Source organism: Vibrio sp. ZOR0018 (assembly GCF_963865925.1).
Taxonomy (GTDB): Bacteria; Pseudomonadota; Gammaproteobacteria; order Enterobacterales; family Vibrionaceae; genus Vibrio; species Vibrio anguillarum.
This window is the reverse complement of record NZ_CAWMCN010000103.1, coordinates 17,106-29,135: the sequence shown is the minus strand read 5'-3', so window position 1 is coordinate 29,135 and position 12,030 is coordinate 17,106. Positions and strand designations below refer to the sequence as shown.

The following is a 12,030-nucleotide window of genomic DNA, read 5'->3' as shown; positions in this document are numbered from 1 at the left end:
AGATATCACCATGGAAAATGAAAACTTTGTTGTTTTAAAGAATGTCTGCAAGCGTTTTGGCGATAAAACCGTCATTGGTAATTTGGATTTAGAAATCAAAAAAGGCAGCCTTGTAACACTGCTCGGCCCTTCAGGATGTGGAAAAACGACCGTGCTGCGTTTGGTCGCAGGGCTCGAAAAACCAACCAGTGGCCAAATTTTTATTGATGGTGAAGATGTCACGAGCACCTCCATCCAGCAACGTGACATCTGCATGGTGTTTCAATCTTATGCTCTGTTTCCTCACCTTTCCTTACATGACAACGTAGGTTATGGCCTAAGAATGATTGGCTTGAGTAAAGATGAAGTGAAACAGCGAGTGGATGAAGCCTTGAAATTAGTCGATTTAGAAGGCTTTGGAGAACGTTACGTTGACCAAATTTCAGGAGGTCAGCAACAGCGAGTAGCGCTCGCTCGCGCGTTGGTGCTTAAGCCTAAGGTATTGCTATTCGATGAGCCGCTCAGTAACTTGGACGCCAATTTAAGACGCAGCATGCGTGAAACTATTCGAGAGTTGCAACAACGTTTTAATATCACCTCTTTGTATGTGACGCACGATCAGGCTGAGGCCTTTGCCGTTTCTGATACTGTGATTGTGATGAAAGATGGCGACATCATGCAGCAGGGGTCACCAACTCAACTGTATAAGCACCCAACCTCGATGTTCATGGCCAACTTCATGGGCGAAGCCAATATTTTTGAGGGTCAATATGATGGTGAATATTTGATCATCAATGGCTATAAGATCCCCGCTAATGATGACAGTGTCACGGCTTTGCCTGCGGGAAATTATCAAATTGGTGTTCGACCAGAAGCTATTTTGCTCTGCGCGGACGGTGATGCCTGCCAACAGTGTCAAATTACCAGTATTGCTTACATGGGGTCGATGTATGAAGTGTTGGTTAAATGGCACAACAAAGAGCTGTTACTGCAACTCAACTCGTCACAATTTGACCCCAGTTACGCTGATCACGCTTATCTGACGATCAACCCCGTGGGGTTATTCCTACTACCTGAAGATGCATAATACTGCCTAACTTGACCAAACGCCTCCAAACTAATGGAGGCGTTTGTGTCTTAGTGAGAGCAATGAACAACTTAACGAGAGCAATGAAAAAGATCCACCCGCACAAGTGAGATTGGTTATAATCATCAGCCAGTTAGCACCAAGGCATGAGTTGCGTTATCATCCTTACCTTGGTTTGTCGCCACTAAAAATGGGCGAGTTATGCTCAATCAATGAGTTTAACTTGTCTGTACGGCGCTCTTCTCATCGCACAATTAAGAGACATTTCATGTTACTTCCCACACAAACAAGTTGGGTTATTTTAGCGGGTGGGCAAGCCAGCCGTATGGGTGGACAAGACAAAGGGCTGATTGAACTCAATGGCCAACCTTTGATTCAACATGTCATGAATAAGCTTAAGCCGCAATCTACTAGCCTTACGATTAACGCTAATCGTAACCATGCACAGTATCGTCAGTTTGCGCCTGTCATTTCCGATACCATGGCTGATTATCCCGGTCCACTCGCTGGAATTCAGGCAGGGTTAACCCATGCACAAACCGATTGGGTTGGATTTGTCCCTTGCGATTGCCCGTTGATCAATGACGATCTTGTTGCGCGTTTTTGCCATGCTGTTCAAGACTCGCATGATATTTTAGTCGCCCATGATGGTCACTTCGCTCAACCCGTATTCACCCTTATTCACCAACGTGTGCTGCCAACACTGACTGCATTTTTAGAACGTGGCGAGAGAAAAATCACCCGTCTTTATCAAGAATGCCACACAGATTACGTTGACTTTAGCGACTCGCCAAACTGCTTTTTGAACCTCAACACGCCTCAAGATCTGGCACAATTTGGAACTTTGACATCATGAAATATCAAGCGCCTTCATGCCCTTTGCTTGGCTTTGCGGCCTACTCTGGCACAGGAAAAACAACCCTGCTTGAAGCCTTGTTGCCCAAGTTAAGGGCAGCAGGCCTAACATTAGGCGTACTTAAGCACGCGCACCACGATTTTGATATTGATAAACCAGGTAAAGATAGCCATCGGCTGCGTAAAGCGGGGGCAAGCCAGATGTTAGTTGCATCGCGCTATCGTCATGCCATGATGACTGAGACGCCAGAAGCCGAACCCGATTTCGAATATCTTTTGTCTCGCTTTGATTGCGATAAACTCGACGTAATTTTAGTTGAAGGGTGTAAAAACCTCGCCTTTCCAAAAATTGAATTGCACCGTGCTGAAGTGGGTAAACCTTGGCTATATCCAAATGATGAAAATATCATCGCTATCGCCGCGGATGAAGTTGTGAAAAGTGCTTTACCACAGATGAACATCAATGATCTCGATGCAATAGCGGCGTTTGTGATTGAATATGTACAGCGTTGTAAATGAAATATCCTGCGCTATTTCGGTGGTGAAAGCGTGACAATTATCCCACTTAAAGGCAAAATCTAGCCCATTACATGTTGGTTAGTCATGTTTAAGCGCTACCAACGCCCCCATTTTCAATCGGTTGATAGTAAGCGATCAGCCTTTGTTTATTTTCCCGAAATTGGGAATGACGATTTTAGAGAGATGATCATGGCTCGCACCATTTTGTACACTTACAAAAATGAAGATAAAACGCTGACTTTTTCTTACGAAAAACATCACAACATTCAAGAAGCAGTAGCCGAAGCGGAAGGTATTGATATTACTGATTTTTTAAAAATGGAACAGCAGCTGGAAATGATTTCTGACGCAAAAGCGGTACGCAATTACCGCGATAACCACTTTAAAAAGTTAGGTTTTAGCAAGCTAACACTGCAACAAAAAGAAAACGTAGGTGTGGGTAAAAAAGGCGCTAACACCAAATAAACAGAACTTAGGTTAAAGAGTTAACTTTTGACTGATATAAAAAAGGGCCCGTTTGATTATAGGCCCTTTTTGTTTGATTTTATGATTTGATATTAAGGAAAGCCGCACCACGTACGCCGCCTGAATCACCATGTTTTGCTTTGATGATCTTCGGACATTTCGCGACAGAAAGCAGGTATTTCGGTACGCGTTTAGGCATCTCATGGTAGATCAATTCAAAGTTTGATAAACCGCCACCGAGTGCAACAACGTGTGGGTCATTGGCTGTGAAAATGTTGGCAAAACAGATGGCAAGTAGTTCCATAAAGCGCTCAACATGCTCAACGGCTTTCGCTTCGCCTGCTTCATTGGCGTGAATGATATCAATCGCTTTTTTGTGCTCGCTATAATAGTGCTCGTACAATAGCTCAAAACCGCGGCCAGAGAGATAACTGTCTAAGCATCCTTGTTTGCCACAACCACAGCCGAGCATCGGCGCGTTATCGCCAAGATGTAACCATGCATCAAGAGGCAGACGCATATGACCAAACTCCCCTGCGACGTGGTTACGGCCAGAGAACACTTTCCCTTCATAGATAAGGCCGCCACCAAAACCTGTGCCGAGAATTAGGCCCATAACCGAAGGCTCATTTTTCAGCTCATCGTCCCATGCTTCAGAAAGCGCAAAGCAGTTTGCATCATTTTCAATCTTCACGCTGCGGCCAATTTTTGCTTCTAAATCAGCACGCAATGGTTTGCCTTTTGCAGCAGGAACGTTGACGGTTAATACCGTAGCATCATTAGCGTCTTCCATACCCGGTAGGCCAAGGCCTATTTTGCCTTCCACACCCAATTGCGCGTCATATTTACTCACCAACTGCGCAATGGTTTCAACTAGCAGATTGTAGTCGTTTGTTGGGGTAGGAACGCGCTCCGTTGCTACGCGTTCTAACTTCTCATTAAACGCACCAAACTCAATTTTAGTGCCACCGACATCAAAGCCGTAGTACATGCAATCTCTCCTAAAATTTGCTCATCAATGAGCTAAAAATAAAACTTTGGGCATTATCCACAGAGCTCAGCCTACAATCCGTGACCGAGTACCAATTTATCTGGTCTATAGGTTCGATTGAGCAATTACTCATCACCGAATCGATCAACTTTAGAGTCACGTCTCGCTTTGCTGCTGGTCGATGAAACGTTTCAAGACTGGCCTGCTCAAATCATGCTTTAGGCGGGTTTTGCTCAGCAAGTAACTTTCTCGAAACACTTCAAACCATTGGCTTAATAGCAGAGAGGCTTGATGCTCACCCACTTCAGCCAATACCAACGACGCCACTTCAGCCGTTGATAAATGCTGCTCATTATCAGATTTACGCATCATATATTGCGATACGCTTTTAGGTGCGATAGACATCACCGGAAGCGCATCTAAATAAGGTGATTTGCGAAACATTCGTCTTGCCTCGCGCCAGCTTCCATCAAGCAATATCAACAGTGGTTTGCGTTTATCGTGCGCGCTGGGAGGGCTTTGCATTACTCGAGGCTTTTCATCCACATACTCTTCGGGAAAAATGACGACTGGTTGATAGGCGGGGTTATTCAACAGTGCTAACATTTCCGCGTGAGGTTCGGTGCGATTCCACTGATAAACGTAAGTTTCTTTAATCACATCGGCAATTAGTCGACCAGTATTACTGGGTTTAAATACTTCATTTTCAGAAACCAGCAGTAATACTGCGATATCCGTATCCATATCCGGTTGATGACCACATAAGCAGTATTGCGTGGCGACCTGACAATAGGCGCAACGTTCAACTTTCGCACCACGAGCTTGAAAAGGTTTGGTCGATAACGCTAAGCGATGTTGGAACAAATGGTTAAATGCGTGGATTCTCATAAATCAGGGCGGCAAGCTGGAAAGTGCTGCCGATTGTACTTACAGTACAAGCAGATTCCTAGCACAAGACCATTGAAGATGAGCCATTAAGTATGAACCTGAACCCTGAATTGATCCGTTTGAGCATATTTTTCGCTGTATTTATGCTTTGTGCGCTGTGGGAATGGTCTTGCCCACGTAAAACACTCACCCAAAGTAAAGCCACTCGCTGGCTGAATAATTTAGGTTTGGTTGGTTTAAATAGCGTGTGCTTATCGCTATTGATGCCAGTGTTAGCCATTGAAGCGGCTTATTGGGCGCAGCAAGACTCTATTGGCCTTTTTAATTGGGTGGATTTACCACAAGTGGCTGAAATTGCGCTGTCAGTTATTATTCTTGATGGCGTGATTTACGCCCAGCATGTGCTTTTTCACTTCTCTCCTTGGTTATGGCGTTTACATCGCATGCACCACGCTGATCAAGATATTGATGTGACCACTGGCTCACGGTTTCACCCATTCGAAATGATTCTCTCTTTGTGGATCAAAATCACTTGCGTGATCATGTTGGGTGTCAGCCCATTCGCGGTATTGATATTTGAGGTTGTGCTCAATGCGAGCGCGATGTTTAACCACAGTAACGCAAAATTACCGTTGAAAATGGACCGTTGGCTTCGCTGGTTGGTGGTGACACCTGACATGCATCGGGTGCATCATTCAGTCATTGTGCGAGAAACTCACTCCAATTTTGGTTTTTTCTTGTCATGTTGGGATCGGCTATTTCGTACTTATCGTGCGCAGCCAGAATTGGGCCATAAGCAGGTCATTATCGGCCTACCACTCTTTCGAGAGAAGCGTGAGCAGTGGTTGGATAAAATGCTTACCCAACCATTTAGAAAAAAGTGACAACGTCATGAAAATACAGAAATTCGCACTGGATAAGCTAGTTGAGCGTATATTTATGCAACATAGCCTGCTGTTCACCCGCAACTTCAGCCACCTGCTCTGAACTTTCGACCATGGCTTCAAGCTGTAATTTGGTTTGCTCGCCTTGCGATGAAACTTGGCTGATAGATTGACTTACATCGGCCGTCGCTCGCTCTTGCTCTTCTGTTGCAACGCTTATCTGCTCAACTCGAGCACGAATCTGTTCCACTGCTTTTTCTATCTGCTCAAATGTTGTTTTGACTTCTTGACTCGATTGCAGCGCATTACTCATCTCTTGGCGCGAATCCGATACTGCTTGACGAGAGCGCTGCGTTGCATTGGTGAGTTCATTCATCATGTCCCGGATATTGGTGGTTTGCTGTGATGTATCGCTGGCCAATTTGCGTACTTCATCGGCTACAACCGCAAAACCACGCCCTTGTTCGCCAGCTCTTGCTGCTTCAATCGCGGCGTTCAACGCCAGTAAGTTGGTGCTGTCAGCAATACCGCTGATCATATCCACCATCTCGCGAATTTTCTTCACGCGCTGGTCAAGCTCGTGCATTGCTTCATCGTTTAAATGCAGTGTATTTTCAAGAGATTCCAAGCGAACACGGTTTTGTTCTACCACTTTCACCCCTTGCGTAGAAAACTGGCTGGCAGCCACTGATTCTTCATAAGATTCACTGGTCACAAGCGCGATATTCCGAATCGCCGATTCCAACTCACTCACGGTGGAAACCATGTTAACCAACGAATCATTTTGTGCGGCTAAACTGCGGTTGGATTTATCGGCTGCATCGTGACTGGTTTCGGCATTTTGGTAGAGCATTTCACAATTGTGCGTTACGGTAGAAATTGAATATTTTGTTGATTCAATAACTTGGTTTAGTTGTAGAGCAACTTCTTTAAATTCACTCGGGCCAATCAAACGAGCGGGTTGAGAAAAATCGTGTTGAGTTAATAATGCAAGCTTGACCAATAAGTTATTCAGCCCCAGCTTTAGCCAGTGGCGTAACCCTAGCCATGCAAGTAAAACCAAAGCGACCAGAATAATGCCGCCAGTATATTGTACTTGCTTAACCATTAGCATTGCGTCATGAACCACGTTCTCACTGTGTTTGATCAACTCACTTGCGGTGGCAGAAATCGTATTTAGCAGTGCTACCGTGTCTTTGGCTAGCTGAGCCGCTTGTGCCATTTCTTGTCGCTGCTGCTGTGCTTGCTCAATTTTATTTAAGATCAGTGCTAAAATGCCATGCTCAACAAAACCCGCTTTAACCATTTCATAAGGTGCCGTCAGGCTCGCAAACTCCATAACATCAGGATGCCACTCTTTAAAATCATCAAAGGCTAGCTCAATTCCCGCCATGCGATTACGGATTTCCTTAAATTGCACTTTGGCCTGTTCAGGATCGTTTTGCATCATTAACAGTAAGAAGGTACTTTCCATCGAACTTGCACTGGCAATAAAGCGGTTAGCCGCATCCATCGATTCCGGGTTATCTAATGCGAGAAATGAACTGATCCGGTTCATTTCCGGTCCAATGGAGCTTAATCCGTAACGAAACGCAGTGGCGGCGTTATCGATAGCATTCTGCTGTTTAAGCAAAGAGGCCTGCGTTGATAAAATAGAATAGGTGAGCTGCTGAAATGCCGCACTTTTGCTGCGTAACGACAATTGATGATCTTGAGTAATCGCGTTACCGATACGAGTAGCGATGGAGAAAAGCTGGTCAGTAAGTTGGTCCGTCTGCTGGTTTAACTGGCTTAATTGCTGGTTTACCGCTTCTAATTCTGCCGATTCCGTTGTGCGGATGCCATCGCCGAGAGATTGTACTTGTTCTAATATATTTTGCGTCAACCTTGCATTATTTAATGCCAAAGGTAGTGTTTGTTCAGACAATCCAGAAAACTGTAGCCCTACCTTATCGATGCTTTTTAAACTGGTGATGGATAAAAGGACCACCAGTAACGTCATCGTGATGAAAATGGCACTGATGGTTTGAATCAACGACGGTGAATGTCGATTATTTATTGAGGAATTCATGATAAATGCAACTAAGTGATTAGAGAATGTGTTAAGGCTCAACCATAGTAGGAATGCAATATTTCAAAAATGTTTCAGTTACATTTCATTGGGATGATAAATGATTAAAAGTCCAATACTCTTCGCATTATCAATAACTAGTGTGCTAACGGGTTGCGTAGGATCGCCTATTTCGTCCAATTCTGGCCCTACTTATGTTACTCAAGAAGAGATTCTGTCAATTGTCCAAGATAAAGACGATGGATTAGGCACGGTTTTTCAGCGCTGGCAAGGAGTGCCGTACCGATTAGGTGGTGAAACGTTGAACGGAGTCGACTGCTCAGCATTTGTGCAAATAGCGTTTAAAGATGTATGGCAGATCCCTCTACCACGAACCACACGCTCACAGAGTCAAACGGGGTTTGAGGTAAATTATCAAAATGCGCAGCGCGGGGATTTGGTCTTTTTTAGAACATCAAGGACGAGCAATCATGTTGGAGTCTATCTAGGAGACAAAAAATTCATGCACGCCTCTACGTCTAAAGGTGTGATGATCTCAAGAATCGATAACCCCTATTGGGCTTCTAAATTCTGGCAATTTAGGCGGATTATAAGCCCGCCTAACTCTGATTAGTCATACTTCAATTAGTCGTACTTCGCAACGGCAGTATCGAACAGATTCTTCACTAAGGCGATGTATTCATCAAGAAAAAGGATCTGTTCATTGGTCGCAGGTTTACTCCAAACACCCGCCAATACTTCACCAAGATCTTCCACTACAGAATCGGCTTCTTTGAGCAACTGGAATCGAACACTGGAATGTAGCTCAGGGTTTTGTTCAAAAATAGCCATGATGTTGCTTGAAACCATGTCGGTCACAACATCTTCTACACTTTCAGCGCCAATATCTCCGCCTGATGTGAACACATCCATATTAAAAGAGAGATGCTCTATCAGAGCCAAATAACCATCGGTTTCTACAACCACTTTAATTCTCCGCTTTACCGCTAAATTGCTAGTAATCACTGTACCTTCAATAATACTAAGCCATGTCAGCCCATTTTCACAGATTTGATAGTTTAGACGTTCAAATTTCCCGCGATTTCTTGATAAGCATCTATTTCACGAGCATTTATTTTCCCCAAAGTAGGATACGCCATCCTATAAATTGGGTTACTAGCACCTAAGCAAGATCAACTTATGAAAAATATAGCGTTATTTTTAATACTATTTCTGTATTCGCATCTGCAAATTCTTGCACTTAATCACATTTATGAGCATTGGTGCTCCCTCAAAAGGAAAGTGGCTAAATTATGTGTCACGCACTTCTGAAATATTCGTAACCATGACCTAAACTACGAATTATTAAGTAAATCAAGGCAGAGGTCGTTATGTGGCAAACTCTCATTCAGCAGTTATCCGATACGCTCATGTTTGAATTTAACCCTGTTGAAAAAGAAAAAGTCAGCGGTGGTGACATTAGTGATTGCTACATGATCAGCGATGGCGAGCAACGCTATTTTGTTAAAGTGAACACACGAGACTTCTTAGCTAAGTTTGAGATTGAGGGTGAAAACCTACGTTCGCTTCGTGAAACGTCAACAGTACAGGTTCCCGAGCTAGTGATGATTGGAACCAGTAAAAATCATGCGTTCATTGTTCTAAACTATCTACCAACCAAACCCCTAGATAACGCGACGAACAGCTATGAGTTCGGTGTACAACTGGCCAAACTGCATCAATGGGGAGAACAAAAAGAGTATGGGTTTGATGCAGACAATTATATTGGTTCCACTTTGCAGCCAAATCCGTGGGACAAAAAATGGGGTCGCTTTTTTGCAGAACAACGTATCGGCTGGCAATTGCAATTGTTGCGTGAAAAAGGAATTGAGTTGTTCAATATCAGCGAGTTGGTCGATGTTGTCCAATCTCGCTTAGCTAACCATAGCCCTCGCCCATCTCTGCTGCATGGAGATTTGTGGCATGGGAATGTGGCAAACTCTGTATTTGGTCCAATTTGCTACGATCCTGCCTGTTATTGGGGTGATCGTGAATGCGATATCGCAATGACAGAATTATTTGAAGGTTTTCAACCTGAGTTTTACCAAGGCTATGAGAGCATCTTACCTTTGAGTTTGGACTATGTGGAACGTAAAAATATTTATAACCTCTATCATGTCCTCAATCACTACAATCAATTTGGTGGCCACTATCTGGTCGAAGCGGAAAGTTTGATCAAGAAAATCCTCTCCTTTTAACGGTGTAAATAACCGAGCTGTATAGACAACAAATGAGCCTTAATAAATGGCTCTTTTGTTGTTTTATGGGCCAATTCAAAGTTTGAACTTAATTTGCCGCTTAAAGGAACTTAGCGACTTAGTATTAAGATATCTCCAAGGATGTAAGGAAAGAGATATGAAAAATTATACGGAAAGAATGGTCAACTGCCCTCACTGCGGTCATTCCATTAGGATAACCCTAGATGCATCAAATGGTAGCCAAGAGTTTTATGACGATTGCCCCGCCTGTTGCCATGCGATTCATCTCAATATGATGGTCGATGAACGTTTAGACAAAATAGAGTTGTTTGTTGATGCCGATGATGAACAAATCTTTTAAAAAAGTGAGCGCTTGGCAAGCGCTCTTCTTAATGGTTACGTGCAACACGCCAAGCCCTCCTATCTAGCCTAATCAAGCTTTGTCTAAAATAGATTTCACCACATACAGCGCGACGAGCAACCTTCCCAATAAACATTAGGTAATTTCATCAGTTTTTCATGGAGCTTAGTGTGACATTTCTTTATCATCCATGCCTACGCGATAAGTTGATTATTGGTCGCGATTTTTGCTTGTCCTTCCTCTGGAGATATTTGTGCATCGTTATAAACAAGAAGCTTCAAATTTAATCAAATTGGCAACACCTGTGTTGATTGCCTCTATTGCTCAAACTGGAATGGGCTTTGTAGATACCGTCATGGCAGGTGGTGTGAGTGCGATTGATATGGCTGCGGTATCGATCGCGGCGAGTATCTGGCTACCTTCGATTCTGTTTGGTGTTGGGTTGTTAATGGCGTTGGTTCCTGTTGTAGCGCAACTCAACGGATCAGGGCGGCAAAAGAAAATTCCTTTTGAAATACAGCAAGGCGCAGCGCTAGCGTTGTTTGTCTCTATTCCCATTATTGGTGTTCTTTTTCAAACTCAATGGATTTTGGGGTGGATGGATATTGAGCCGTTGATGGCTGAAAAAACTAACGGGTACATGTACGCCGTGATGTTTGCCGTACCTTCTTATTTACTATTTCAAGCATTGCGCAGTTTCACGGATGGTATCTCACTGACGAAACCCGCCATGGTGATTGGTTTCGCGGGCTTATTAGTTAACATTCCACTTAACTGGATTTTCGTATACGGAAAATTTGGCGCACCAGAGCTAGGCGGTGTGGGTTGTGGTGTGGCGACGGCAATTGTCTATTGGTTGATGTTTTTTATGCTGCTGTTTTATGTCGTCACTTCTAAACGCATGGCGCACATTAATATCTTTGGTGAATTCCATAAACCACAATTGAAAGCGCAAATTCGCTTATTCAAGCTTGGTTTTCCTGTGGCGGCAGCGATATTTTTTGAAGTTACTCTATTTGCTGTGGTCGCATTGTTGGTCGCTCCACTCGGTTCATTGGTGGTGGCGGCTCACCAAGTCGCTTTGAATTTCTCATCATTAATTTTTATGTTACCGATGAGTATCGGCGCGGCAGTGAGCATCCGTGTTGGCCATAAGCTGGGCGAAAAAAATATTGAAGGGGCAACCATCGCTTCACAGGTTGGCTTGTTAGTCGGTTTATCTACTGCAATTATCACGGCGACGTTAACGGTTCTATTTCGTGAATATGTGGCTTTGCTTTATACGGAAAACCAAGCCGTTGTAGCCATGGCGATGCAGTTGCTTATTTTTGCGGCTATTTATCAATGTATGGATGCGATTCAAGTCGTTGCAGCAGGAGCGCTACGTGGTTATAAAGACATGACGGCTATTTTTAATCGTACCTTTATCGCTTATTGGATGATTGGCTTGCCAACCGGCTATGTATTAGCAATGACAGATTTCATTGTCGAACCTATGGGTGCAAGTGGGTTCTGGATAGGATTTATCGTTGGCTTATCTTCTGCTGCTTTGATGCTGGGTATCCGCTTACACTGGATGCATCAACAAGCCGATAGCGTGCAACTTGATTTTGCATCGAAATAACAGCTTGATTCTCCGAATTTCAACGTGGCGAAAAGGCGTTGCGATGAAATAATAAGGTCAGACATTGTC

12 protein-coding genes and 1 pseudogene are annotated in these 12,030 nt (G+C 43.8%); 9 read left to right on the top strand and 4 right to left on the bottom strand.

What is annotated here, in order from left to right:
- The first annotated feature begins 10 nt into the window (after positions 1–10).
- The 4 genes and pseudogenes from fbpC (at position 11) to AACR75_RS07355 (ending at position 2,905) form a co-directional block, all read left to right on the top strand.
- Complete coding sequence (gene fbpC / locus AACR75_RS07370; protein ID WP_013856872.1) at positions 11–1,066, top strand: ferric ABC transporter ATP-binding protein; 1,056 nt, start codon at positions 11–13, stop codon at positions 1,064–1,066.
- Between the two features lie 268 nt (positions 1,067–1,334).
- On the top strand, positions 1,335–1,922 hold the full coding sequence (gene mobA, locus AACR75_RS07365; protein WP_047689442.1) for a molybdenum cofactor guanylyltransferase MobA: 588 nt from the start codon (positions 1,335–1,337) through the stop codon (positions 1,920–1,922).
- Positions 1,919–2,431: pseudogene (mobB, locus tag AACR75_RS07360) on the top strand (molybdopterin-guanine dinucleotide biosynthesis protein B); the annotation flags it as partial. The gene mobA and the pseudogene mobB, both read left to right, overlap by 4 nt.
- Positions 2,432–2,629: 198 nt before the next feature.
- The gene (locus AACR75_RS07355; RefSeq protein ID WP_026027239.1) at positions 2,630–2,905 is read left to right on the top strand and encodes a DUF2960 domain-containing protein; all 276 of its coding nucleotides are present in this window, start codon (positions 2,630–2,632) and stop codon (positions 2,903–2,905) included.
- A 79-nt stretch (positions 2,906–2,984) separates the two neighbouring features.
- Here AACR75_RS07355 and nagK read toward each other — a convergent pair whose 3' ends face one another.
- Together nagK and AACR75_RS07345 are read right to left on the bottom strand one after the other, a co-directional pair.
- A complete protein-coding gene (gene nagK, locus AACR75_RS07350) occupies positions 2,985–3,896 on the bottom strand; it encodes an N-acetylglucosamine kinase (protein WP_047689439.1) in 912 nt (303 codons plus the stop codon).
- Positions 3,897–4,052: 156 nt separating this feature from the next.
- Positions 4,053–4,784, bottom strand: a complete 732-nt coding sequence (locus AACR75_RS07345; RefSeq protein ID WP_017042509.1) for a tRNA-uridine aminocarboxypropyltransferase — start codon at positions 4,782–4,784, stop codon at positions 4,053–4,055.
- 92 nt (positions 4,785–4,876) lie between these two features.
- Between AACR75_RS07345 and AACR75_RS07340 the strand changes: the two genes are divergently transcribed.
- Complete coding sequence (locus AACR75_RS07340) at positions 4,877–5,668, top strand: sterol desaturase family protein (protein WP_047689436.1); 792 nt, start codon at positions 4,877–4,879, stop codon at positions 5,666–5,668.
- A gap of 37 nt (positions 5,669–5,705) precedes the next feature.
- Here the strand turns inward: AACR75_RS07340 and AACR75_RS07335 are convergent, their stop codons facing one another.
- Positions 5,706–7,781 (bottom strand): methyl-accepting chemotaxis protein, encoded by a 2,076-nt coding sequence (locus AACR75_RS07335; RefSeq protein ID WP_047689433.1) that lies wholly within the window; start codon positions 7,779–7,781, stop codon positions 5,706–5,708.
- 58 nt (positions 7,782–7,839) lie between these two features.
- On the opposite strand from AACR75_RS07335, the gene AACR75_RS07330 reads away from it, so the two are divergent.
- The gene (locus AACR75_RS07330; protein ID WP_017042506.1) at positions 7,840–8,352 is read left to right on the top strand and encodes a C40 family peptidase; all 513 of its coding nucleotides are present in this window, start codon (positions 7,840–7,842) and stop codon (positions 8,350–8,352) included.
- An 11-nt stretch (positions 8,353–8,363) separates the two neighbouring features.
- Here AACR75_RS07330 and AACR75_RS07325 read toward each other — a convergent pair whose 3' ends face one another.
- Complete coding sequence (locus tag AACR75_RS07325; RefSeq protein ID WP_026027237.1) at positions 8,364–8,705, bottom strand: DUF3802 family protein; 342 nt, start codon at positions 8,703–8,705, stop codon at positions 8,364–8,366.
- A gap of 404 nt (positions 8,706–9,109) precedes the next feature.
- Here AACR75_RS07325 and AACR75_RS07320 point away from each other — a divergent pair, with 404 nt between their 5' ends.
- The 3 genes from AACR75_RS07320 (at position 9,110) to AACR75_RS07310 (ending at position 11,961) form a co-directional block, all read left to right on the top strand.
- Entirely contained in the window at positions 9,110–9,976 is an 867-nt protein-coding gene (locus tag AACR75_RS07320; RefSeq protein ID WP_017042505.1) for a fructosamine kinase family protein, read from the top strand.
- 157 nt (positions 9,977–10,133) lie between these two features.
- Positions 10,134–10,337 carry a CPXCG motif-containing cysteine-rich protein gene (locus AACR75_RS07315; RefSeq protein ID WP_010320526.1) on the top strand — a complete coding sequence of 68 codons (204 nt, stop codon included), beginning with the start codon at positions 10,134–10,136 and terminating at the stop codon, positions 10,335–10,337.
- Positions 10,338–10,590: 253 nt separating this feature from the next.
- Positions 10,591–11,961, top strand: a complete 1,371-nt coding sequence (locus AACR75_RS07310) for an MATE family efflux transporter (RefSeq protein WP_026027236.1) — start codon at positions 10,591–10,593, stop codon at positions 11,959–11,961.
- Positions 11,962–12,030: the final 69 nt, after the last annotated feature.